The following is a 23,579-nucleotide window of genomic DNA, read 5'->3' as shown; positions in this document are numbered from 1 at the left end:
AGACGCCCATGCTGATCGCCGATCTCGGAGATGTCCGGCTCCACTACCGCGACGAGGGCCCGCGCGATGCCCCCGCAGTGGTGTTTGCCAATTCGCTCGGCACCGACCTGCGCCTGTGGGACAAGATCCTGCCCTATCTGCCCGGCGGGCTGAGGATCATCCGCTACGACAAGCGCGGCCACGGGCTGTCCTCCTGCCCGCCAGCGCCCTACTCGATGGGCGCGCTCATCGGCGACGCGGAGCGGCTGATGGACCATCTCGGCCTGCGCGACGCCGTCTTCGTGGGCCTCTCGATCGGCGGGATGATCGCCCAGGGGCTGGCGGTGAAGCGCCCCGATCTCCTGCGCGCCATGGTGCTTTCCAACACCGCCGCCAAGATCGGCACCCGCGAGATGTGGCAGGAGCGCATCGATGCCGTGAGAGGCGGCGGCATCGAGGCGCTTGCCGACGCGATCATGGAGCGCTGGTTCTCCCGCGCCTTCCGCGAGACGGTGGAACTCGAGGCCTGGCGCAACATGCTCATCCGCCAGCCCGCCGAGGGCTACATCGGCTGCTCGGCGGCGATTGCCGGCACCGACTTTCTCACCAGCACCTCGGGGCTGACGCTCCCGACCCTCGCCATCGCCGGCAGCGAGGACGGCTCCACGCCCCCTGATCTGGTGCGCGAGACCGCCGCCCTCATCCCGCACTCCCATTTCGAGATCATCCGGGGCGCCGGCCACCTGCCCTGCGTGGAGAAGCCGCGCGAGTATGCGCGCCTGCTGACCGCGTTTCTCGCCGAACACGGCCATGTGTGAGCCCATGTTCCATCACCCTGGTGCAAATACCCATATCGCCGCCCGCTCCGGGCAGGGGGCTGACGGAGGAGAACACCGCCTATGACCGACCGTCACGCGCAGGGCATGAAGACCCGCCGCGAGGTGCTGGGCGACGCCCATGTCGATGCGGCAGAGGCACGCAAGACGCCGTTCGACGCCCCCTTCCAGGAGCTCATCACCGAAGCGGCCTGGGGCCATGTCTGGAGCCGCGGGACGATCTCGCGGCGCGAGCGCTCGATGCTGACCATTGCGCTTCTGGCCGCGCTCGGAAACACCGAAGAGCTGCCCATGCACATCCGCGCCACCGCCCGCACCGGCGCGAGCCGCGAGGACGTGATGGAGGCGCTTCTGCATGTCGCCATCTACGCCGGCGTGCCGCGCGCCAACACCGCCATCCGAATCGCCCGCGAGACCTATGCCCAGATGGAGGAGGAGGACCAGGCCTCATGACCGCATCGCACCCCAACCGCGCGAGCACCTTGCCGCTCATCCCCCGGGACCGCACGGCGCATCCGCCGGCCTACGACCCGGACTACAAGACCACCGTCACGCGCTCGCCGCGCTGGCCGCTGATCTCGGTGGACTCCACCACCACCGAGGAGACGGGCCCGCTCTTCGGCCATGACCTGATCGGCCCCTTGGACAACAACCTGATCCTCAACTACACCGGCGGCAAGGCGGCGGCCGTGGGCGAGCGCATCCTCGTGCACGGCCGAGTGCTCGACGAAAACGGCCGCCCCGTGCCCAATACGCTCGTCGAGATCTGGCAGGCCAATGCCGGCGGACGCTACCGCCATGTGAAGGACACGTACTTCGCGCCCCTCGACCCCAATTTCGGCGGCTGCGGGCGCACGCTTACCGACGAGAACGGCTACTACCAGTTCCTGACCATCAAGCCCGGCGCCTACCCCTGGCCCAACCGGGGCAACGAGTGGCGGCCCAGCCACATCCACTACTCGATCTTCGGGCACGCCTTCGGCCAGCGGCTCATCAGCCAGATGTATTTCGAGGGTGACCCGCTGATCGATCGCTGCCCCATCGCCCACACCATCAAGGACCGCGGCCAGCTCGACCGCCTCGTCGCCGCCCTCGACATGTCCGCGGCCCGGCCGATGGATTTCCTCGCCTACAAGTTCGACATCGTGCTGCGCGGCCGCCGCCAGACGATGTTCGAGAACCGCCCGGAGGGTCTTTGACATGGTCCAGAAACTCGACACCTTGCGCGAAACGCCCTCGCAGACGGCCGGCCCCTACGTTCACATCGGCTGCATCCCGAGCTTTGCCGGCATCGAGGGCGTCTACCCCGAAGACCTCGGCAAGCGCGCCATCGAGGAGGGTGCGCGCGGCACGCCCATCACCATTACCGGGCAGATTCTCGACGGCACCGGCTGGGCCCTGCGCGACGCGCTCATCGAAAGCTGGCAGGCCGATGCCGCCGGCATCTACCCGGGCCAGCCCGGCGCCGACCCCAAGGTCAACGGCTTCTGCCGCTTCGCCGCCGACAAGGAGACCGGCGAGTTCATGCTGAAGACGATCAAGCCCGGCCGCGTGCCCTCGGGCTGGGGCGGGTTGCAGGCGCCGCACATCGCGCTCTGGATCGTCGCCCGCGGCATCAACATCGGGCTGCAGACACGCATCTACTTCGAAGACGAGGACAACTCCGAAGACCCGGTGCTCGCGCGCATCGAGCAGCGCCACCGCGTGGACACGCTCATCGCCAAGCGCATCGGGGACGGCCAGTATCGCTTCGACATCCGCCTGCAGGGCGAGAACGAGACCGTCTTCTTCGACATGTAGGATCCGTCCCGGCCCGGAGCGCCTATCCGCTCCGGGCCATTCTGCGCCCGGACAGTGGCGCGCGAGGAATTGCATCGCCCGCCGCGGGCACATAGCCTTGGCGCGCGCAAAGGAGGCTCCATGACCAAACCCTGCATCATCTGCGTGGCCATCACCGGCTCGGTGCCGCAGAAATCCGACAACCCCGCGGTGCCGATCACCGTGGAGGAGCAGATCGAATCCACCCATGAGGCGTTCGAGGCCGGTGCCGCGATCGTTCACGCCCATGTGCGGAAGGATGACGGCACCCCTACTTCCGACCCTGAGCGCTTCGCCCGCCTCAAGGAGGGCATCGAGAAACACTGCCCGGGCATGATCATCCAGTTCTCCACCGGCGGGCGCTCGGGCGCGGGCAAGGAGCGCGGCGCCATGCTCTCGCTGCGTCCCGACATGGCCTCCCTCGCGGTGGGGTCGAACAACTTCCCCACCCGCGTCTACGAGAACCCGCCCGATCTCGTCGACTGGCTCGCCGCCGAGATGCTCAAATTCGACGTCAAGCCCGAGATCGAGGCCTTCGATCTGTCGCACATCTTCCAGGCGGTGAAGATGAGCGAGGAAGGCAAGCTGAAGAAGCCGCTCTACATCCAGTTCGTGATGGGGGTGAAGAACGCCATGCCGGTTGACCGGGAGGTGTTCGACTTCTACCGCCGCACCGTCGCCCGCCTCGCGCCCGACGCCGAATGGTGCGCCGCCGGCATCGGCGCGGGCCAGATCGTCGTCAACGAATGGTGCGTGACCACCGGCGGGCATTGCCGCACCGGCCTTGAGGACAACATCCGCCTCGACCGCAACACGCTCGCACCCTCCAACGCGGCGCTGGTGCGCCGGGTCGTGGAGCTGTGCGAAAAGCACGAACGCCCCGTCGCCACCCCCGCCGAGGCGCGCGCCATCCTGCATCTGCGCCCCGCCCCCTGAGCCCCGCGATGGCCGGCATCCTCTATGACAGCGCCATCTTTCGCGGGCTCGTCACCGACGCGGAGGCGGCGCGCCTCTTCACCGACAGCGCCGAGATCCGCGCCATGCTGGTCGTGGAAGGAGCGCTCGCCAAGGTACAGGGCGAACTCGGGCTGATCCCCGAGACGAGCGCCGAGACCATCCACCGCGCCAGCCTCGAGGTGGAGATCGACCCCGCCGCGCTCGCGCCCGAGACCGCCCGCAGCGCGGTGGTGGTGCCCGCGCTTGTCGCCGCCTTCCGCGAGGCGATGGCAGCCCCCGAACACGCGCAATACGTCCACTGGGGCGCCACCTCGCAGGACATCATCGACACCGCGCTGATGCTGCGCCTGCGCCAGTTCCTGTCACTGATGGAAGCCCGCCTTGCCGCCTGCCTCAAGGCGCTGGGCCGGCTTGCCGGGACCCATGCCGAGCTGCCCATGGCCGCGCGCACCTACGGCCAGGCGGCAACGCCAACGAGCTTCGGAGCGACAGTGGCGCAATGGGGCCGGCCGCTTCTGCGCCAGCACGCGCTCCTGTCCGCACTGCGCGCCGATGTGCTCGTCGTCAGCCTCGCCGGCGCGGCCGGCACGCTCTCGGCCATGGGGCCGAAGGGCCCGGAGGTCCGCGCCCGCCTCGCCCGAGCCCTCGGCCTCGGCGACCCCGGCGCGCCCTGGCACGCCGAACGCGACCGCATCGCCCGCCTCTCGGCCTGGATCACCGCCACCATGGGCGCGCTCGGCAAGATGGGGGAGGATCTCCTTCTCGCCACCCAGCACGGGGTGGGCGAGATCCGGCTCGCGAGCGCCGGCGGCTCCTCGACCATGCCGCAGAAGCAGAACCCGGTGCTGCCCTCGCTCCTCGTGGCCCTGGCCCGCCACGCCACCGCGCTTGACGCGACGCTGCAGGGCGCCGCGCTCCACGCCCAGGCACGCGACGGCTCGGCCTGGTTCTGCGAATGGCTCGCCCTGCCCCAGCACTGCCTGGGCCTTGCCCGCGCGCTCGCCGTCGCCGAGGAACTCGCCACCACCCTCTCGCCCGACGCAGAGGCCATGGCCCGCCACCTCGACGACGGCGCCGGCCTCATCCACGCCGAGGCGCTCAGCTTCGCGCTCGCCGCGCACATGCCGCGCCCCGAGGCCCAGGCCGCCGTCAAGCGCCTGTGCGCGCGCGTCCGCGAAACCGGCACGCCCCTGCGCAGGCTGGCGCGCGCGGAGTGGCCGCAGATCGACCTCTCCGCAGCCTTCGATCCGCGCGCCAATCTCGGCACCGCCCCTCAGGATGCGCGCGCCTTTGCCGAAGCGGTGCGCCGGCTCTGATCCATCATCCTGGTGCAAATACCCCCGCCGGAGGCACGCGCGGCATCGCCGCGCGCCCCCGCTTGCCCTTTGCGCAACGCCCGCCTATGAAGCAGGCGCATTCGCCTTCAACCGGACGACGCCTCGGCCCATGCCCATTCTGGTGATGAAATTCGGCGGCACCTCCGTCGCCACGCCCGACCGCATCCGCCGCGCCGCCAAGCGCGTGGGGCTGGAGGTTGCCAAGGGCTATGACGTCATCGTCATCGTCTCGGCCATGGCAGGCGAGACCAACCGCCTCATCGAGCTCGTTGACGACATCGCCCCCCTCTACGACGCGCGTGAATATGATGCCGTCGTCTCCTCGGGCGAGAATGTCACCGCCGGGCTGATGGCGCTCACCCTGCAGGAAATGGACATCCCCGCGCGCAGCTGGCAGGGCTGGCAGGTGCCGGTGCGCACCACCTCGGCCCATGGCGCCGCGCGCATCGAGGAGATCCCCACCGACAACATCATGGCCAAGTTCGCCGAGGGCATGAAGGTGGCGGTGGTGGCGGGTTTCCAGGGCGTGAGCGCCGAGAACCGCATCACCACGCTCGGCCGCGGCGGCTCCGACACCACCGCCGTGGCCTTCGCCGCCGCCTTCGGAGCGGAGCGCTGCGACATCTACACCGATGTCGACGGCGTCTACACCACCGACCCGCGCATCTGCGACCGCGCGCGCAAGCTCGACAAGATCGCCTTCGAGGAGATGCTCGAGCTCGCCTCGCTGGGCGCGAAGGTGCTGCAGACCCGCTCGGTGGAGCTTGCCATGCGCTACAAGGTGCGCCTGCGCGTGCTCTCGAGCTTCGGCGACAACGACGAAAGCGCGGGAACCATCGTCTGCGACGAGGAGGAAATCGTGGAAAGCAAGGTCGTATCGGGCGTCGCCTTCAGCCGCGACGAGGCCAAGATGACACTGACCTCGGTGGCCGACCGCCCCGGCATCGCCGCGGCGATCTTCGGCCCGCTCGCCGAGGCCGGCGTCAATGTCGACATGATCGTGCAGAACATCTCCGAGGGCGGGCGCACCGACATGACCTTCTCCTGCCCCACCCGCGAGGTGAAGCGCGCCCAGGCCGCGCTCGAGAAGGCCCGCGAGATCGGCTCGATCGATTTCGAGGAACTGGTGGCCGACACCCATGTGGCCAAGGTCTCGGTGGTTGGCATCGGCATGCGCAGCCACACGGGCGTTGCGGCGCGCATGTTCCAAGCGCTGGCGCGCGAGGGCATCAACATCCAGGTCATCACCACCTCCGAGATCAAGATCTCGGTGCTTATCGACCGCAAGTACATGGAACTCGCCGTGCAGGCGCTGCATGACGAGTTCGAGCTTGAAAAGGCCGCCTGAGGCAGAGGCCCGCCCGCTGCCCTGCAGATGGTTTCCACCTTCGCGCGAGCCGTGCAAGAATGCCGGCGACCGACCGAGATGAGGGGACGCCGGGAGAACACCGGGCCGCCATGGACCACGTTGGAGAATCCGACAGCCGCAAGCTCCTCAGACGCTTGCGCGACACGCTGGCCAGCGCCGAGGCCGGTCAGGCACGTCTTGACCGCATCACCGAGCTGATCGCCGAATCGATGGGCACCGAGGTGTGCTCCATCTACCTCTTCCGCGACCGTGACACGCTGGAGCTCTGCGCCACCCAGGGGCTCGAGCGTCAGGCCGTGCACAAGACACGCCTGAGAATCGGCGAAGGCCTTGTCGGCCGCGTGGCGAAGACCGGAAAGCCCATCAACACCGAGGATGCCCCCTCCGCCCCCGGCTTCCGCTACATGCCGGAGACGGGGGAGGAGCGCTATTCCTCCTTCCTCGGGGTGCCGATCCAGCGGCTCGGCGAGACGCTTGGCGTGCTCGTTGTCCAGTCGCGCGAGGCGCGCCGCTACTCCGATGACGAGGTCTATGCGCTCGAGGTGGTGGCGATGGTGCTCGCCGAGATGGCCGAGCTTGGCGCCTTCGTCGGCGATGACGCCGGCCTGTCCGCCCCGCACAAGCACCCGGTCATGATCCGCGGCTCGGTGGCGCAGGAGGGCAACGCCGAGGGCCACGTGTGGCTGCATGAACCGCGGGTGGTCGTCACCAACCCGGTGGCCGACGACCCCGAAGCCGAGCTTGCCCGCCTCAACGAAGCGCTCGAGACGCTGCGGGTGACGGTGGACCAGATGCTCGAGGCCGTCGACGCCACCGACAAGGAGCAGCGCGAGGTGCTCGAGGCCTACCGGCTGTTCGCCAATTCGCGCAGCTGGCGGCGGCGCATCGAGGATGACATCCGCCGTGGCCTGTCGGCCGAGGCGGCGGTGGAAAAGGAGCAGTCCGCCGCCCGCGCCCGGCTGGCGCAGGTGCCCGACCCTTACCTGCGCGAGCGGCTGCATGACCTCGACGATCTCTCCAACCGGCTTCTGCGCATCCTCACCGGCCAGGGCCGCGAGACCGGCGCCCAGATGCCCGCCGACCCGATTCTCGTCGCCCGCAACATCGGGCCGGGAGAACTGCTCGACTACGGCCGCAGCCTGCGCGGCATCGTGCTCGAGCAGGGTTCCGTCGGCAGCCATGCCGCGATCGTGGCCCGCGCGCTTGCCATTCCGCTCGTCATCCACGCCGAGAACATCACCACCGAGGCGCTCAACGGCGACCATATTCTCGTCGATGGTGACGAGGGCGTGGTGCATCTGCGCCCCGAGGAAGCGGTGGTTCAGGCCTTCCGCGACAAGATGGCGATGGCGGCGGAAGCCCAGAAACGTTACGCCGGCCTGCGCGACCAGCCCGCCGTCACCCGCGACGGCGTGCGTCTGCGCCTCGACATGAACGCCGGTCTCATGGCCGATCTGCCCTCGCTGAAGAGCTCTGGGGCAGAAGGCGTGGGGCTGTTCCGCACCGAATTGCAGTTTCTCGTGCGCGCGAAGATGCCGCGCCGGTCGGAACTGGTGCAGATCTACCGCCGCGTGCTCGATGCCGCCGACGGCCGGCGGGTGGTGTTCCGCACCCTCGACATCGGCTCGGACAAGGTGTTGCCCTACATGCGCCAGGTGGAGGAGCCGAACCCCGCGCTCGGCTGGCGCGCGATCCGGGTCGGGCTCGACAAGCCCGGCGTGATGCGCATGCAGGTGCAGGCCCTGATCCGCGCCGCGTGGGGGCGGCCTCTTTCGGTGATGTTCCCCTTCGTGGCGCAGATGGACGAATTCGTCGCCGCCCGCGACATCGTGCTGCGCGAGATCGAGCGCGAGCGGGCGCTTGGCCATCCGCTTCCCGAGAAGCTCGAGATCGGGGCGATGCTGGAGACGCCCAGCCTTGCCTTCGCGCCGCGGCACTTCTTCGAGATGGCCGACTTCATCTCCATCGGCGGCAATGATCTGAAGCAGTTCTTCTTCGCCGCCGACCGCGAAAACGAGCTCGTCCGCCGCCGCTACGACACGCTCAACATCAGCTTCCTGAGCCTCGTCGAGATGATCGTGAAGCGCTGCGAGGAAACGGGCACGCCGCTCAGCTTCTGCGGCGAGGATGCCGGCCGGCCGGTCGAGGCGGCCTGTTTCGCGGCCATGGGCATCCGCACCCTGTCGATGCGCCCGGCCTCGATCGGGCCGGTCAAGCATCTGTTGCGGCAGGTGGACCTGCGCGAGCTGCGCGCCGCCATCGATGCCGCACGTGCCAATGGCGAGCAGTCCGTGCGGCGGGCGGTAATGGAGGTGCTGGCGCGCGCCCGCGGCTGAGGCTCAGGTTCTGCTCCCGCCTTGCGGCGGTGGCAGCGGCGCGCCGGGGCGGGCGCGTCCCGCGGGCCAGGGTCGGACCTTGCCACAAACGCCCATCCAGGCATCGCCGGAGCCCAGCGTGAGCCCCAGGACACGGTCGGGGTTCGTGGGTGGTGGCATCTCCACACCCTCGAGCCGCCGAAAGCCGAAACGGCCGTAATAGGGTTCATCCCCCACCAGCATCACCCGGCGCCAGCCGTACCCGGCCGCCCGCGCGAGGCTTTCGCGGATGAGCCATGCCGCAAGCCCTTCGCCCTGCCGGATCGGGTGGGTGGCCACGGGACCGAGGAGCAGCGCTTCATGCGCCGGATCGCCGATCACGACCGGCCAGTAGCGGATGGCGGCAGCGAGCGCGCCCGCCTGATCGCGCAGGATCAGGCACAGCGGCGTGACCGGCTCGACGCCCTCGCGCAGCCGGTAGGAGGAAAGCGCCTCGCGCCCCGGCGCAAAGCACAGATCGAAGAGCGCCTCGACTTCCCACCAGTCCGCCTCGCCTTCAACCGACAGCTGGTCCACCGCCTCACCTCCGCCACCGGCTCCCGGCCCCAGTTTTCACTGGAACGCCGCCTAGCACGCGGCTAACCCATGGGCAACGCAAGGAAAGGAGCCTGCATGTTCTACCGCCCCGAGGATGGTCACGGACTGCCGCACAACCCCTTCAACGCGCTTGTCGTGCCCCGACCGATCGGCTGGATCTCATCCCGCGACGCCGAGGGGCAGGCCAATCTCGCCCCCTACTCATTCTTCAACGCCGTCGCCTACGAGCCGCCGCAGGTGATGTTTGCCTGCACGTCCGGCAAGCCCGACCGGCCCGGCATGAAGGACAGCGTGGCGAACATCCTCGAGACCGGGGTGTTCTGCGTCAATGTGGTGGAATACGCCATGCGCGACGCGATGAACGCGACCTCGGCGACGTTGCCCGCCGGGGTGGACGAATTTCAGGCGGCCGGCCTGGAGCGCGCCGACTGCGTGGTGATCGACTGCCCGCGAGTCGCCGGCGCGCCCGCGGCGCTCGAGTGCCGCCTCACGCAGACGGTGAAGCTGCCGGGCAAGGCCAACACGGTCGTGTTCGGCAAGGTGGTGGGCGTGCACATCCGTGACGATGTGCTGGTGAACGGCATGGTCGACGTCACGCTGTTCCAGCCGCTCGCCCGGCTTGGCTATCGCGACTACACGCGGGTGACCGAGGTCTTCCGCCTGGCCCGGCCCGACGACTGACCTCGGGCGAAACGAAAACCCCGGCCGAGGGGGCCGGGGTATTTGCACCCAGGGTGAGAGGGGCATGGGCGCGCTCACGCGGGCGTCAGCATGCCCTTTTCGCGGGCGAGCTCCTTCATGCGCTTCTGCAGCTTCTCGAAGGCGCGCACCTCGATCTGGCGGATGCGCTCGCGGCTGACGCCATATTTCTGCGACAGCTCTTCCAGGGTCACCGGTTCGTCGACCAGGCGGCGCTGGGTGAGGATGTCGCGCTCGCGCTCATTGAGCACATCCATCGCCTGCTCAAGCAGCGCCATGCGTGCCTCGAGCTCTTCGCGCTCGGCGAAGGCCTCGGCCTGATCGGCGTCCTCGTCCTCGAGCCAGTCCATCCATTCGGTGGTGCTGTCCGAATCCGAACCGATGACGGCGTTGAGCGAGGCGTCGGAGCCGGACAGGCGCCGGTTCATCGAGATCACCTCCTCCTCGGTCACGCCGAGATCGGTGGCAATCTTCTTGACCTTGTCAGGGTGCAGATCACCCTCGTCGAGCGCGCCGATGCGCGCCTTCGCCTTGCGCAGGTTGAAGAACAGCTTCTTCTGTGCCGCGGTGGTGCCGAGCTTCACAAGGCTCCAGGAGCGCAGGATGTATTCCTGAATGGCGGCACGGATCCACCACATCGCGTAGGTGGCAAGCCGAAAGCCCTTGTCCGGGTCAAAGCGCTTGACCGCCTGCATGAGGCCCACATTCGCCTCCGAGATCACCTCCGCCTGCGGCAGCCCGTAGCCGCGATAGCCCATGGCGATCTTGGCAGCGAGCCGCAGATGGCTTGTCACCAGCTTGTGGGCGGCCTCGGTATCCTTGTGCTCGACCCAGCGCTTGGCAAGCATGTATTCCTCTTCCGGCTCCAGCATCGGAAACTTGCGGATTTCCTGCAAGTACCGGTTGAGCCCCTGTTCGGGAGACGGGGCCGGCAGATTGGCGAAATTCGACATGAAACTCCCTCGTTGCCTCCTGTTTGCCGGAGGCGCTTCAGTCCTTCCCATGTGATGGGGTTTTACATGAGAACATGGGTCACCGCGCCTCGCGCTTCAAGGGTTTGGCCGTTCGGCGCCCATTCTGCACCGGCGGAGGGCCGGGCGAAAGCGGTTCTTGTGCCGCATCCGCGCAGAGGTCATGTGCGCCCGGCACAAGAGAGCATCGCTTCAAGCGCCGAAAGGTCGTTGGGCAGAGGGGCGGTAAAGAGCAGCCGCGCGCCGCTGGCGGGATGGACGAAGCCGAGCTCGGCGGCATGCAGAGCCTGACGCGGGAAGGCATCGACGAAGGCAGCAACCTCCTCACCCAGGGCGCTGGCGGGGGCCCGCCGCCGCCCGCCGTAGCGGCGGTCGCCGATGAGGGGGTGGCCGACATGGGCGAGATGGGCGCGAATCTGGTGGGTGCGTCCCGTCTCGAGCCGGCAGTCGAGCCGCGCCGCAGCCGGCGGCGATCCGAACCGGGCGCGAAGTTCGGCCCGGGTGACGGCGTGGCGCCCGCCGCGGCGCTGAACGGCCTGGCGCTGGCGGTCGACGGGGTGACGGCCGAGCGGCAGGTCGATCCTGAGCACGCCGCCGGGCTCGAAGGAAACCCCCGGCAGTCCGCGCAAGCGGGGGTCGGAGGCCTCCGGCACGCCGTGGCAAAAGGCGACGTAGCGGCGATGCACGGTATGGGCGGCGAATTGGGCAGCGAGTGCCTGCTGGGCACGGTCGGTCCTGGCCACGACGAGAAGGCCCGATGTCTCCTTGTCGATGCGATGCACGATGCCGGGCCGGGCGCTGCCGCCCACGGCCGGCAGTTGCCCGCCGCAATGCGCGAGAAGCGCGTTCACCAGCGTGCCCGACGGCGCGCCCGGCGCGGGGTGGACGACCATCCCGGCGGGCTTGTCGATGACGATCACCTCCTCGTCCTCGTAGACGATTGAAAGCGGGATCGGCTCGGCCTGCATGTCCGTGGGCGCGGGTTCGGGCAGCTCGATTTCGTAGACCTCGCCGGCGCTCACCGGCGCCTTGGGCTCGGTCACCGGCACGCCCGCGCGGCGCACGCGCCCCTCGGCGATGAGCCGGGCGAGGCGGGTGCGCGAGAGCCCCGCGCTCTCTGGCACCTCGCGGGCCAATGCCTTATCAAGCCGGCGGGGCGGATCGGCACCGATCTCGACCTCAAGGCGGGAGGGCTGGGACATGGACGATACTCCGGCAGGCGCAGCAGAGGGCGGCGGCGAGGCCGTCCGACATCTGCGGTTTCTCAAGGCTCTGGTCACGGTGCTGAGCGTGACCATGATCGCCGGATTCCTAGTGCTGATCGCGGTGCTTGTCATCCGCTTGCCCGCGCCCGCTCCCGCCGGCCCGCCGCTGCCCGAGCGCATCCGCCTGCCTGAAGGCGCCGCGCCCTACGCCTTCACCGAGGCGCCGGGGTGGTATGCGGTGGTCACGCGCGACGGGCGCATCCTGATCTTCGAGCGCGAGACGGGGAGGCTCAAGCGCGAGATCGCGGTGGAAATCGGCGACTGAAGGGGCAAATGCCCTTTCCGCCGCGCCGCTTTCCTGCTTCCTTGCGGTCATGTTCGAATTCGTTTGCTCCGTCCCCCTGCTCGCGGCCTTCTTCGAGATCTGCCAGCCCCCGCCGCCCCTCGCGGTGGGCTACGCAGAGGGCGAGTATGTGCATGTCGCACCCATAGAGACGGCGCGCATCGACACGCTGCTCGTCACCCGCGGCGACCGGGTGGCGCCGGGCGACGTCCTTGCGCGCATGGAGACGCGCGATGCCGAAATCGCCGTGGCCGAGGCGCGGGCGGCGCTGGCGCGCGCCGAAAGCGAGCTTGCCGATCTGAGGCGCGGCAGCCGGCCCGAGGAGATCGCGCGGGTCGAGGCCGAGCTTGCCTCGGCGAAGGCGCAGGCCGAGGAGGCGCGGCGCGAGGTGGAGCGGGACCGCGACCTTCTCGCGCGCGGCGTGCTCCCGCAGGCGCAGTTCGACGCGGCCGAGACGCGGCTGAGGATCGCCGAGGCGCGGGTGGCCGAGATCGAGGCGACGCTGAGGGTGATGCGGCTGCCGGCGCGGCCCGACCGGATCAAGGCCGCCGAGGCGGCGGTGGAACAGGCGCGCGCCGCACTCGAGCGCGCGGTCTGGCGGCTGTCGCAGCGCGAGCTGACGGCGAGCGTCACCGGGCGGGTAACCGACATCCTGCGCTTTCCCGGCGCGCTTGCGGGGCCGCAGGCGCCGGTTCTCACGATCCTGCCACAGGGCGGGGTGAAGCTGCGCTTCTATGTGCCAGAGGCCGCGCTTGCGCTCCTCGACGAGGGCACGCGCGTGAAGGGTTTCTGCGATGGCTGCGCCGAGCCGCTGCTGGCGCGGGTCAGCTACATCTCCGACACGCCCGAATTCACGCCGCCGGTCATCTACTCCGTCGAGTCGCGCCAGAAGCTCGTCTATCGCGTCGAGGCGCGCCCAGAGCCGGGCCAGCCCGCGCCGAAGCCGGGGCAGATTCTCGACATCCGGCTGGCCGGCGAGGAGTGATCGGCGCATGGATCCGGTGATCGCGGTCGAGGGGCTGACCAAGCGCTACGGGCAGCGCACCGTGGTCGATCATGTCTCGCTCACCGTGGAGAAGGGCGAGATCGCCGGGTTTCTGGGCCCGAACGGCTCGGGCAAGACCACCACCATCCGCATGATGTGCGGGCTTCTGACGCCCGACGAGGGGCGCGGCACGGTGCTGGGGCGCGACGTGATCCGGCAGGCGCGGGAGATCAAGCGCGAGGTGGGTTACATGACGCAGCGCTTTTCCTTCTACGAGGATCTCACCATCGAGGAGAACCTTGCCTTCGTCGCCCGCCTCTACCGCCTGCGCCCAATGCGTGCGCATGTGCAGCGCACGCTCGAGGAGCTCGGGCTGAGCCATCGGCGGCGTGATCTTGCCGGCACGCTCTCGGGCGGCTGGAAGCAGCGGCTGGCGCTTGCCGCCTGCGTGATGCATGAGCCGAAGCTCCTCCTGCTCGATGAGCCGACCGCCGGGGTGGACCCCAAGGCGCGGCGCGAGTTTTGGGACGAGATCCACCGGCTCGCGGCGCGCGGCATCACGGTGCTCGTCTCCACCCATTACATGGACGAGGCCGAGCGCTGCCACCGCATCAACTACATCTCGCGCGGCCGGCTTCTGGCGACGGGCACCGTCGCCGAGATCATCGCGCGCTCGGGGCTTGCCTCATGGATCGTCGAGGGCGCACCGGCCGCGATCGACGCCGCCATCGAACGGCTTCACGGCGCGCCGGGGGTGGAGCAGGCAACCCCCTTCGGCCTCACCCTGCATGTCGTCGGCCGCGACGGCGAGGCGCTGGCGCGCTCGGTACGTCGGGTCGCGGCTGAACTGGGGCTCAGCGCACGGCCGGCGGAGACGACGCTTGAGGATGTCTTCATCCATCTCATGGGCGAGGAGAATTCCAGGGACCGGGAGGCGGCCTGAGATGCGCTGGCTCGCGTGGCACCGGCTCTGGGCGATGCTCGTCAAGGAATTCGTTCAGATGCGGCGCGACCGCGTCACCTTTGCCATGATGCTGGGGGTGCCGCTCATTCAGCTCGTGCTCTTCGGCTTTGCCATCAACAATGACCCCAAGAAGCTGCCCGCCGCGCTGGTGACCACGAGCGAGGACCAGTTCACCCGCGCCATCGTCACCGCGCTCGAGAACACCGGCTATTACCGTTTTACCCACATTCTCATTTCCGCCGAGAAGGCCGATCTCCTGATCGACAACGGCACGGTTTCCTTCGTCGTCACCATCCCTTCGGACTTCGCGCGCCGGGTGATGACCGAAGAGAGGCCGCAGATCCTGATCGAGGCGGACGCCACCGACCCTTCGGTTGCCTCCGGCGCGATTTCCACCCTTTCCACCGTCTCGGCCAATGCGCTGCGCCGCGAGCTTGCCGCCACGGCCGGCGCAGGCGCGGTTGCGGGCGGGGGTGCGGCGCTCGAGGCGGTGGTGCACCGGCGCTACAACCCCGAGGGCGTCACCCAGTTCAACATCGTCCCCGGACTTCTGGGGGTGATCCTGCAGATGACCATGGTGATGATGACGGCGATGGCGCTCACCCGCGAGGTGGAGCGGGGCACGATGGAAAACCTGCTCGCCCTGCCCGCCACCCCGCTCGAGATCATGCTCGGCAAGGTTCTGCCCTTTCTCGTGGTGGGTGCGGGGCAGGTCGTTGTGGTGCTTGTGGCCGCCCGCGTGCTCTTCGGCGTGCCGATGGCGGGCGACATGCGCCTGCTTCTCGCCGGCATCCTGATCTTCGTGCTGGCGCTGATCTTTCTGGGCTACACCTTCTCCACGCTTGCGCGCACGCAGATGCAGGCGATGCAGCTTTCCTTCTTCTTCTTCCTGCCCTCGATCCTGCTCTCGGGCTTCGCCTTTCCCTTCCGCGGCATGCCGGGATGGGCGCAGGCGATCGGCGAGGCGCTGCCGCTGACGCATTTTCTGCGCCTCGTGCGGGGCGTGATGCTGAAGGGCGCCGATCTTCACACCGTCTCGTCCCAGATCGCCGCCCTCATCGGGTTTGCCGTGCTCTTCGCCGCGCTCGCGCTCATCCGCTTCCGGCGCACGCTCGACTGACGGGCCGCTCAGACCTGCCCGAGCCGCAGGATCCAGCGCTCGATGGTATCGGTGAGCCCGTCAATTTCCTCCCGGAAGCCCTTGTGCAGCTCCGACCACTTGTCGGCACCTTCCGCCTCGGCCTTGAGAAGCCGCCGCGAAATCTCTTCCCGCTTGAGCTCCAGCCGCTCCAGCTCGGCCAACGCCGCCGCGCGCTCTTCAACGGGGCCGTTCTCGATCGCGCGCCGCTGGTCGCGCAGGCGCATGTCGATGTCATGCAGCTTGGCCTTGAGATCGTCGATGTAGGTGGTGCCCATCTTGCGTCCTTTCCTTGCCTGTCCCGTCCCTGCGCGTGGCTCGCGTTCAAGGCTGGTGCACGTAACTTCCCGGCGCATCCTCGAGCGCCGCCGCATCCGTGCCCGGCAACCCCATCCGCGGCGGCCTTGCCCGACCCGTGGAGCGGTTCGCAAGCCATTCCTCCCACGCCGGCCACCAGCTGCCCTCGTTCACCGGTGTCTCTTCGCACCAGCGATCAGGGTCGACATAGGGCGCATCCGCCGCGCGCTTGCTTACCCGGTAATGGCGCCGGGGATGACCCGGTTCGGAAACGATGCCGGCATTGTGCCCGCCGCTTGTCAGCAGGAAGGTCACCTCGGTGTCGGTCAGCAGGTTGAACTTGTAGACCGAGCGCCACGGCGCGACATGGTCGCGCTCGGTGCCCACCGCGAAGATCGGCGCGCGGATGTCGGAAAGCGCGATCGGCCGACCCTCGACGCGGTAGCGCCCCTCGGCCAGATCGTTCTTGAGGAAGAGCTGGCGCAGATATTCCGAGTGCATCCTGTAGGGCAGGCGCGTGCCGTCGGCGTTCCAGGCCATCAGGTCGGTCATCGGCTGGCGCTCGCCCATCAGGTAGTCATGCACCATGCGCGACCAGATCAGGTCGTTGGAGCGGAGCATGCGGAAGGCCCCGGCCATCTGCTTGGTGTCGAGATAGCCCTGCGCCCACATCATGTCTTCGAGGAAGGCGACCTGCTTGTCGTCGATGAACAGCATGATCTCGCCGGCCTCGGTGAAATCGACCTGCGCGGCGAAGAAGGTGAGCGAGGCGAAGCGCTCGTCGCCATCCCGCGCCATCGCCGCCGCCGCAATCGCCAGAAGCGTGCCGCCAAGGCAGTAGCCGACGCCATGCACGGGCGTGTCGGGCACCACCTGGCCGATTGCGTCAAGCGCCTCCATCACCCCGAGCCGGCGGTAGTCGTCAAGGCCGAGGTCACGGTCTTCGCTGGTGGGGTTCTTCCAGGAGATGATGAAGACGGTGTGCCCACGCTCGACCAGCCAGCGCACCAGCGAGTTGTGCGGCGAGAGATCGAGGATGTAGTATTTCATGATCCACGCCGGCACGATCAGCACCGGCTCGCGCCAGACCGTCTCGGTCGCCGGCGCATACTGGATGAGCTCGATCAGTCGATTGCGGTAGATCACCTTGCCCGGCGTCACCGCCACGTTCTTGCCGGGGCGGTAGGCTTCCGCCCCCACCGGCGGGCGGCCGGCCACGGCGCGCTGCCAGTCCTCGAGGAAATTGGCCCAGCCGCGGAAAAGGTTCATGCCCCCCTCGGCGGTGGTCTTGCGGATCACCTCGGGGTTCGTCCAGGGAAAGTTCGAGGGCGAGACGGTATCGAGCCACTGGCGCGCGCCGAATTCGACCATGCGTTCGTGCTGCTCGGTCATCCCCGGCACGCCGGTGGTGGCGTTGTGCCACCACTGCTGGGCGAGAAGGAAGCCCTGCCAGATGAAGGAGAAGGGAGGCTTCTGCCAATCCTCGCCTACAAAGCGCTTGTCCTGCGGCAAGGGCTCGATGCAGGGCGGGCAGTTGCCACCCGTCATCGTTGCCGTGCCCACATGCGCTGCGAAGCGTGCCGCCTTGCGCACCGCCTTCTCGGCAAGCTCGGCGCGCTTGCCGGGCGAGAGTGCAAGCCCCGTGGCCCAGTCTTGCCAGGCGGCGGCAAGCGCGAAGGGCGAAAGCCCTTGGGTCAGATGCGCCAGGGAGGCGCGCAAGGCCCGGTCCATCACCGCATAGGGCGAGGTCTCCGCCTCGTCGCGGGCCGCCGGCGGCGCGACACAGGGCGCGGGCGCTGTCGCTGCACGCCCCGCGGCAGCCGACGGCCCCTGTCCCGTGTCCAGCTCTCGGGCGTCTGCCTTCACGTCTGCCTCGGCCATCGTCACACCACTTCACGCGTCCCGCAGGCTCAGGCTCGCCGATCGGCCCCGAGCCCGCCTTGACCGGGATCAATGCCTGCGAGGGGATGTGTGCTTTCGCCCGCTGGCCTGCAAGGGGCTGGTCTCGGCGAGCACGAACCTCTCCCCCAGCCGCGGACGGCAGGTGGCAAGGCCGCGCCTTTCCAGCGCCTGCGCCATCGCCGCCATCCCGCCCTCGGCATCGCCATGGACGAGAAAGGTTATCTCCGGCCGCCCGGTCTGCGCGTGCCAGGCCAGAAGCTCGTCACGCCCGGCGTGGGCGGAGAAACCGTTGATGGTATGAATCTGCGCGCGCACGGCCACGGTCTCGCCCAGCACCTGCACCGTGCGCGCCCCGTCGATGATCTGCCGCGCGAGCGTGCCCTTGGCGGCAAAGCCCACGAAGATCACGCTTGCCTCCTCGCGCCAGAGGTTGTGGCGCAGGTGGTGCAATACGCGCCCGCCGGTGCACATGCCCGAGCCGGCAAGGATCACCGCCGGCCCCTCCTGCCGGTTGATGCGGCGCGAGGCCTCCACCTCGCGCGTCAGCTTTAGCCGCGGCAGGCGGAAGGGGTCTGCACCGGCCATCAGTTCCCGGCGGAAGGGCAGCTTGAAGGCCTCGGGGTGGCGGCGGAAGACGGCGGTGGCGGTGATCGCCATCGGCGAGTCGAGATAGACGGGCAGCTTGCGCGGCAGGTCGCCCGCCACCACCGCGCGCGAAAGGATGAAGAGAAGCTCCTGCGCACGCTCGAGCGCGAAGGTCGGGATCACCACCTTGCCGCCGCGGGCGATGGTGGCGCGGATCGCCTCGATGAGTTCGCGCGCCGACTCCTCGAAGCTGCGGTGGTTGCGGTCGCCGTAGGTTGTTTCCATCACCACCCAGTCGGCCTCGGGCGGGCGGGCGCGCTCGCGCAGGACGGGCCGGCCGGAGTTGCCGATGTCGCCCGAGAAGACGAGACGGCGGCGGCCGGTGCCGTCGGGCGCGGGCAAATCAAACACCGCCTGCGCGGCACCAAGGATGTGCCCCGCCTCGATCAGACGGACGGTCAGGCCCGCGCCCAGCGAATAGCTGCGCCCGTAGCGCAAGGCCCGCCCGAAGGAGGCAAGTGCTGCGCAGGCCTCGTCGAGACCGTAGAGCGGCGGGCGGGGAGCGCGGCCCGCCCGAAGCGCGCGCTCGGCCTCGCGCTCGGCATCCTCTTCCTGAATGCGCGCGGCATCGAGCAGCACCACCTGCGCAAGCTCCGCCGTCGCCCGGGTGCAAAGCACCTCGCCCTGAAAGCCGCGCGCGACCAGAAGCGGCAGGCGCCCGCAATGGTCGAGATGGGCATGGGTGAGCACCACCGCGTCGATCGTTGCCGGATCAAAGCCGAAGGGCGCCCGGTTCAGCCGATCGGAATCGGCCTCGCCCTGAAACATGCCGCAATCGATCAATATCCGCCTACCCGCCGCCTCGAGCAGGTGGCAACTGCCCGTCACGTTGCGCGCCGCGCCGTGAAAGGAAAGCGCTATCGCCCTGCCCTGCCCCGCCATCAGCCGCCCTCCACGGCAGGCCCGCCCGGCCGGCAGGGGCCGAGGAGCGGGCAGCCCGCGTCTTCATACCAGTCGGCGATGGCGGCATAGATTTCTTCGGCCGTCTCCGCCTCGCTGAAAAGCTCGCGATCCTCGGCGTCGATCACCCCTTCCTCGAGCAGGAAGTCGAAGTTGACCGCCGCGCGCCAGAAGGCCCGGCCGACAAGCACGATCGGCAGGGGGTCGATCTTGCGCGTCTGCACCAGCGTCAGCGCCTCGAACAGTTCATCAAGCGTGCCATAGCCGCCGGGAAAGATCACCAGTGCACGGGCGCGGTGCATGAAGTGGAGCTTTCTGAGCGCGAAGTAGTGGAAGCTGAAGCACAGCCCCTCGCTGAGATATGGGTTGGGATATTGTTCATGCGGCAGGGTGATGTTGAGCCCCACCGACCGCGCGCCGGCCTCGAACGCGCCGCGGTTGGCCGCTTCCATGATGCCGGGTCCGCCGCCGGTCATCACCGCCACCCGTTCAGGCCGCGGCCAGTCCGTCTGATCGGCAAACATCGCGCCGAAACGCCGGGCGACATCGTAATAGCGGGCGTTCTCCAGCCGGCGGCGGGCCTGCCTGACATGAAGAGCAAGCTCGGGATCGTCCGGGTCCGCGGCCAGCGCAGCCTCGGCCGCGGCGAGACGCCGGGCCGCGGCAGCAGGCTCGGCGATGCGGGTCGAGCCAAAGACGACGATGGTGTGGCCGATGCCGGCCTCCCGCAGGCCGAGCTCGGGCTTGAGATAGTCGAGCTGCAGCCGCGTGCCGCGGGCCGGATCGGAGGCTAGAAAGTCGAGGTCGCGGTCGGCCTGAAGGTAGGCCGGATGCGCCATGATCGCGCGCACCCGCTCGAGCGCGGCCGGATCATCGGCGACGTCCTTGGGCACGCTCCACGGCAGCGGCTCGCGGCGGGGCGGGGGCGGGTCGTCCTGTGGGTCGGGTGCTTCGGTCATGGCGCGATGGTGCGCCGGCCGCGCGGCGGGAGCAACCCCCGAAGCGCGGCCTCAGCGCAGCCGCGCGCCCGTCTCGGCGTCGAAGGCCATGGCCGCACCCGGCGTGATCGCAAGCCGCACCGGCGCGCCGGAGGGAATCGCCTCGTCCGAGCGCGTCTCCACAACCAGCCGCTCGCCGGTGGGGGTGGTGATGTGGTCATAGGCCACGCCGCCCAGCCGCTCGCGAATGTCGATCCTGAGCGGCTGGCCCTCCTCGGGCGTGACGCTCAGCACCTGCGGGCGCAGCCCCAGCGTGACCTTGCCGCCCGCGGGCGGCAGGCTGGCAAGCCCGAGTTCCAGCTCCGCGCCGCCCAGCGCGGGCACCCGCACCCGCCCCTGCCCGACCGACTCGGCGGCAAGGAAGTTCATCGACGGCGAGCCGATGAAGCCCGCGACGAACTGGTTGTCGGGATCGCGGTAAAGCTCCATCGGCGCGCCCACCTGCTCGATGCGGCCGGCGCGCAGCACGACGATCTTGTCGGCCAGCGTCATCGCCTCGACCTGATCGTGGGTGACGTAGATCATCGTCGCGCCGATCTCCTTGTGCAGATGCGCGATCTCCACCCGCATCTCGACGCGCAGCTCGGCGTCGAGGTTCGAGAGCGGCTCGTCAAAGAGAAACACCTCCGGGCCCCGCACGATCGCCCGTCCGATCGCCACCCGCTGGCGCTGGCCGCCCGAAAGCGCGGCGGGCTTGCGCTTGAGATAGGGCTCAAGCCGCAGGATCCCGGCCGCGCGCCTGACCTTCTCGGCGATCTCGGACTTGGGCACGCGGTTCATCTTCAGCCCGAAGCCCATGTTCTCCTCCACCGTCATGTGCGGGTAGAGCGCATAGGTCTGGAACACCATCGCGACGCCCCGGTCGGCCGGATCGGCGCGGGTGACATCGCGCCCGCCGATGGTGATGGTCCCTTCGGTCGTCTCCTCGAGCCCCGCCACCATGCGCAGCAGGGTCGACTTGCCGCAACCCGACGGCCCGACGAAGACGCAGAACTCGCCGTCGGCGATTTCCAGATCAATGCCGTGGATCACCTGCGTCTCGCCGAAACGCTTGACCACCTTCTGAAGTGTCACACCGGACATGGGCTGTTCCTCTGGCTGTGCGGCGGGTTCATGTCACGCGGGAAACTGCCAGTGCGCGGCATCGGCACCGATGGCGCGCGCGGTTTCCTCGAGATCGGGGCGGAGCGCGGCAAGCTCCTCGAGACTGCGCCGCGCGGTGGAGGTGGTGATCGACACGCCGCCGATCACCCGCCCGCCCGGCGCGCCGCCCGAAAGGATGGGACTTGCGATGCAGATGATGCCCGGCTCGTGCTCCTCCCGGTCGAAGGCCACGCCCTCGGCGCGGATGCGCTCGAGCTCGGCGGCCAGCGTCTGCGGGTCGGTGATGGTATTGGGCGTATGGCGCAGGAAGGCCTGCCGGGCGATCGCGGCCTCGCGCGCGGCCGGCTCCAGAAAGGCCATGATCGCCTTGCCGATGCCGGTGCAGTAGCCCGGCCCCACCTTGCCTGCCTGCGCGAACATCTCGATCGGCTGGGCGGCGTTGCGCTTGTCGACGTAGAGCACCTGGCCCTGATCCATCTGCGCCAGATGGATCGTCTCGCCGGTCCTGGCGGCCAGGCGGTCGATGTGGGGGCGCGCGATCGGCGCGAGCGAGCTCTGTTTCCATGCCTGATGGGCAAGGCGCACGAGCCGCAGACCGAGGGTATAGGTGTGCAGCTCCGCGTCATAGGCGAGCAGGCCCTGATTCGTCAGCGTCTGCAGCAGACGATAGAGCGTGGCCTTCGGCAGAGGGCTTTCGGCGAGCAGTTCGGAAAAGCGCACCGGCCGCCCCTTCGACGCCACCGCGTCGAGGATTTCCAGTGCCTTGCCAACCGTGCCGTCGCTTCTCTCCGGCTTCGCCATGCGCCGCTCCTCCCGCATCACGGCACGCGCCGCGACGAAAACTGTTGACAAGGCTAGCGCCCCGCCGCACTGTTTTCAATAGTTGAAAACGAGTTTCATTATATGGAACTCACCGGACCCAGAGGGGTGGGCCCGGTCCCTCAACTGGATTGGAACACCAAAGGGAGGACACCATGTTCCTGCGCACCAAGACCCTTGTCGCGGCCCTCGCCGCCTCGACGCTCCTCGCGTCGGGCGCGACGGCGCGCGAGCTTGTCATCAACACCGACACCTCGGACCCGGCGCCGAAGAAGGCCTTCGAGCAGCTGATCGCCGATTTCGAGGCCGAGTATCCCGACATCAAGGTCACCTGGAACCTCTTCGACCATGAGGGTTACAAGACCTCGATCCGCAACTTCCTGACCGCGGATTCGCCCGATCTGGCCAACTGGTATGCCGGCAACCGCATGCTGCCCTACGTCAAGGCCGGCCTCTTCGCCCCGATCGATGACGTGTGGGACGAGCACAACCTTCACGAGACGCTGGCGCCGGCCGCCGCCTCGATGACCATCGACGGAAAGAAGTGGGGCATCCCCTACACCTACTACCAGTGGGGCGTTTATTACCGGCTGGACATCTTCAACAAGCTCGGTATCGAGGAGCCCAAGACCTTCGACGAGCTTCTGGCCGCCTGCGACACGCTCAACGCCAACGGCATCACGCCCATCACCATCGGCACCAAGTATCTGTGGACGGCCGCGGGCGTCTTCGACTACCTCGACCTGCGCACCAACGGCTACGACTTCCACATGGCGCTGACCCAGGGCGAGATCCCGTGGACGGATGACCGCGTGCGCGCGGTCTTCGCCAACTGGAAGAAGATGCTCGACCACGACTGCTTCATCGACAACCACCCCTCCTGGTCGTGGCAGGAGGCTCTGGCGCCGATGGTGCAGGGCGAGGCGGCGATGTATGTGATGGGCAACTTCGCCGTGGCGCCGCTGCGCGAGGCAGGGCTGACTGACGATCAGCTCGACTTCTTCCAGTTCCCGGTGATCGACCCGTCGATCCCGCTGGCCGAAGAAGCGCCGACCGACACGGTGCATCTGGCCGCCAACGCCAAGAACGTGGAGGAGGCCAAGCTCTTCCTCGCCTTCCTCGCGCGGCCTGACGTGCAGACCAAGATCAACGCCACGCTCGGCCAGCTGCCCATCGCCAAGGGCGCCGAGATCGCCGACGACAAGTTCCTGCGCGAGGGCTACGAGATGCTGTCGAACACGACGGGCGGCATCGCCCAGTTCTTCGACCGCGACGCGCCGGCCGAAATGGCCAAGGCCGGCATGGAAGGCTTCCAGGAGTTCATGGTCAAGCCCGAGCGTCTCGACGCCATCCTCGAGCGGCTCGAGAAGGTGCGCCAGCGGGTCTACAAGTGACCTGACG

Annotated in this window: 23 protein-coding genes; 14 read left to right on the top strand and 9 right to left on the bottom strand. The window is 68.7% G+C overall.

Features of this window, described 5'->3' with window-relative positions; all coding sequences use genetic code 11:
* Window positions 1–8 precede the first annotated feature (8 nt).
* From pcaD to ptsP, 8 genes are all read left to right on the top strand, one after another.
* The gene (pcaD, locus tag BLQ14_RS05040) at window positions 9–797 is read left to right on the top strand and encodes a 3-oxoadipate enol-lactonase (protein WP_092498894.1); all 789 of its coding nucleotides are present in this window, start codon (window positions 9–11) and stop codon (window positions 795–797) included.
* A gap of 81 nt (window positions 798–878) precedes the next feature.
* The gene (pcaC, locus tag BLQ14_RS05035) at window positions 879–1,268 is read left to right on the top strand and encodes a 4-carboxymuconolactone decarboxylase (RefSeq protein ID WP_092498892.1); all 390 of its coding nucleotides are present in this window, start codon (window positions 879–881) and stop codon (window positions 1,266–1,268) included.
* A complete protein-coding gene (gene pcaH, locus BLQ14_RS05030; RefSeq protein ID WP_092498890.1) occupies window positions 1,265–2,014 on the top strand; it encodes a protocatechuate 3,4-dioxygenase subunit beta in 750 nt (249 codons plus the stop codon). Before pcaC ends, pcaH begins: the two co-directional genes overlap by 4 nt.
* 1 nt (window position 2,015) lies before the next feature.
* Window positions 2,016–2,615: a protocatechuate 3,4-dioxygenase subunit alpha gene (gene pcaG, locus BLQ14_RS05025; protein ID WP_092498888.1), complete on the top strand. Its 600-nt coding sequence runs from the start codon at window positions 2,016–2,018 to the stop codon at window positions 2,613–2,615.
* Between the two features lie 120 nt (window positions 2,616–2,735).
* Window positions 2,736–3,569 carry a 3-oxoadipate:acetyl-CoA acetyltransferase gene (locus tag BLQ14_RS05020; protein WP_092498886.1) on the top strand — a complete coding sequence of 278 codons (834 nt, stop codon included), beginning with the start codon at window positions 2,736–2,738 and terminating at the stop codon, window positions 3,567–3,569.
* An 8-nt stretch (window positions 3,570–3,577) separates the two neighbouring features.
* A complete protein-coding gene (locus tag BLQ14_RS05015; protein ID WP_092498884.1) occupies window positions 3,578–4,906 on the top strand; it encodes a class-II fumarase/aspartase family protein in 1,329 nt (442 codons plus the stop codon).
* Window positions 4,907–5,036: 130 nt separating this feature from the next.
* Window positions 5,037–6,275, top strand: a complete 1,239-nt coding sequence (locus BLQ14_RS05010; RefSeq protein WP_092498882.1) for an aspartate kinase — start codon at window positions 5,037–5,039, stop codon at window positions 6,273–6,275.
* A gap of 110 nt (window positions 6,276–6,385) precedes the next feature.
* Window positions 6,386–8,632, top strand: a complete 2,247-nt coding sequence (gene ptsP / locus BLQ14_RS05005; RefSeq protein ID WP_092498880.1) for a phosphoenolpyruvate--protein phosphotransferase — start codon at window positions 6,386–6,388, stop codon at window positions 8,630–8,632.
* A gap of 3 nt (window positions 8,633–8,635) precedes the next feature.
* Here the strand turns inward: ptsP and BLQ14_RS05000 are convergent, their stop codons facing one another.
* Window positions 8,636–9,187, bottom strand: a complete 552-nt coding sequence (locus tag BLQ14_RS05000; protein ID WP_092498878.1) for a GNAT family N-acetyltransferase — start codon at window positions 9,185–9,187, stop codon at window positions 8,636–8,638.
* Between the two features lie 96 nt (window positions 9,188–9,283).
* Between BLQ14_RS05000 and BLQ14_RS04995 the strand changes: the two genes are divergently transcribed.
* Window positions 9,284–9,889 carry a flavin reductase family protein gene (locus BLQ14_RS04995; protein ID WP_092498876.1) on the top strand — a complete coding sequence of 202 codons (606 nt, stop codon included), beginning with the start codon at window positions 9,284–9,286 and terminating at the stop codon, window positions 9,887–9,889.
* 74 nt (window positions 9,890–9,963) lie between these two features.
* Here the strand turns inward: BLQ14_RS04995 and rpoH are convergent, their stop codons facing one another.
* Together rpoH and BLQ14_RS04985 are read right to left on the bottom strand one after the other, a co-directional pair.
* A complete protein-coding gene (gene rpoH / locus BLQ14_RS04990; protein ID WP_092498874.1) occupies window positions 9,964–10,860 on the bottom strand; it encodes an RNA polymerase sigma factor RpoH in 897 nt (298 codons plus the stop codon).
* Window positions 10,861–11,039: 179 nt separating this feature from the next.
* Complete coding sequence (locus BLQ14_RS04985) at window positions 11,040–12,080, bottom strand: RluA family pseudouridine synthase (RefSeq protein ID WP_092498872.1); 1,041 nt, start codon at window positions 12,078–12,080, stop codon at window positions 11,040–11,042.
* On the opposite strand from BLQ14_RS04985, the gene BLQ14_RS04980 reads away from it, so the two are divergent.
* From BLQ14_RS04980 to BLQ14_RS04965, 4 genes are read left to right on the top strand one after another with little or no spacing between them, the layout of a single operon-like run.
* Complete coding sequence (locus BLQ14_RS04980; RefSeq protein WP_092498870.1) at window positions 12,079–12,408, top strand: DUF6476 family protein; 330 nt, start codon at window positions 12,079–12,081, stop codon at window positions 12,406–12,408. The two genes, BLQ14_RS04985 and BLQ14_RS04980, sit on opposite strands and share 2 nt — an antisense overlap.
* A 49-nt stretch (window positions 12,409–12,457) precedes the next feature.
* A complete protein-coding gene (locus BLQ14_RS04975) occupies window positions 12,458–13,411 on the top strand; it encodes an HlyD family secretion protein (RefSeq protein ID WP_092498868.1) in 954 nt (317 codons plus the stop codon).
* Window positions 13,412–13,418: 7 nt separating this feature from the next.
* Entirely contained in the window at window positions 13,419–14,354 is a 936-nt protein-coding gene (locus BLQ14_RS04970; protein WP_092498866.1) for an ABC transporter ATP-binding protein, read from the top strand.
* Between the two features lies 1 nt (window position 14,355).
* The gene (locus BLQ14_RS04965) at window positions 14,356–15,495 is read left to right on the top strand and encodes an ABC transporter permease (RefSeq protein WP_092498864.1); all 1,140 of its coding nucleotides are present in this window, start codon (window positions 14,356–14,358) and stop codon (window positions 15,493–15,495) included.
* A gap of 8 nt (window positions 15,496–15,503) precedes the next feature.
* On the opposite strand, the gene BLQ14_RS04960 is transcribed toward BLQ14_RS04965, so the two are convergent.
* The 6 genes from BLQ14_RS04960 to BLQ14_RS04935 form a co-directional block, all read right to left on the bottom strand.
* On the bottom strand, window positions 15,504–15,791 hold the full coding sequence (locus BLQ14_RS04960) for an OSBP family protein (RefSeq protein ID WP_092498862.1): 288 nt from the start codon (window positions 15,789–15,791) through the stop codon (window positions 15,504–15,506).
* A gap of 46 nt (window positions 15,792–15,837) precedes the next feature.
* A complete protein-coding gene (locus BLQ14_RS04955; protein WP_092498860.1) occupies window positions 15,838–17,691 on the bottom strand; it encodes a PHA/PHB synthase family protein in 1,854 nt (617 codons plus the stop codon).
* Between the two features lie 69 nt (window positions 17,692–17,760).
* Window positions 17,761–19,239: an MBL fold metallo-hydrolase gene (locus BLQ14_RS04950; protein ID WP_092498858.1), complete on the bottom strand. Its 1,479-nt coding sequence runs from the start codon at window positions 19,237–19,239 to the stop codon at window positions 17,761–17,763.
* A complete protein-coding gene (locus BLQ14_RS04945; RefSeq protein ID WP_092498856.1) occupies window positions 19,239–20,216 on the bottom strand; it encodes an LOG family protein in 978 nt (325 codons plus the stop codon). Before BLQ14_RS04945 ends, BLQ14_RS04950 begins: the two co-directional genes overlap by 1 nt.
* Before the next feature lie 51 nt (window positions 20,217–20,267).
* A complete protein-coding gene (locus BLQ14_RS04940) occupies window positions 20,268–21,338 on the bottom strand; it encodes an ABC transporter ATP-binding protein (RefSeq protein WP_092498854.1) in 1,071 nt (356 codons plus the stop codon).
* Window positions 21,339–21,371: 33 nt separating this feature from the next.
* Complete coding sequence (locus BLQ14_RS04935; RefSeq protein WP_092498852.1) at window positions 21,372–22,160, bottom strand: IclR family transcriptional regulator; 789 nt, start codon at window positions 22,158–22,160, stop codon at window positions 21,372–21,374.
* 173 nt (window positions 22,161–22,333) lie between these two features.
* On the opposite strand from BLQ14_RS04935, the gene BLQ14_RS04930 reads away from it, so the two are divergent.
* The gene (locus tag BLQ14_RS04930) at window positions 22,334–23,572 is read left to right on the top strand and encodes an ABC transporter substrate-binding protein (protein ID WP_092498850.1); all 1,239 of its coding nucleotides are present in this window, start codon (window positions 22,334–22,336) and stop codon (window positions 23,570–23,572) included.
* Window positions 23,573–23,579: the final 7 nt, after the last annotated feature.

Source organism: Meinhardsimonia xiamenensis (assembly GCF_900102905.1).
GTDB lineage: Bacteria > Pseudomonadota > Alphaproteobacteria > Rhodobacterales > Rhodobacteraceae > Meinhardsimonia > Meinhardsimonia xiamenensis.
This window is presented reverse-complemented; position numbering and strand designations above follow the sequence as displayed.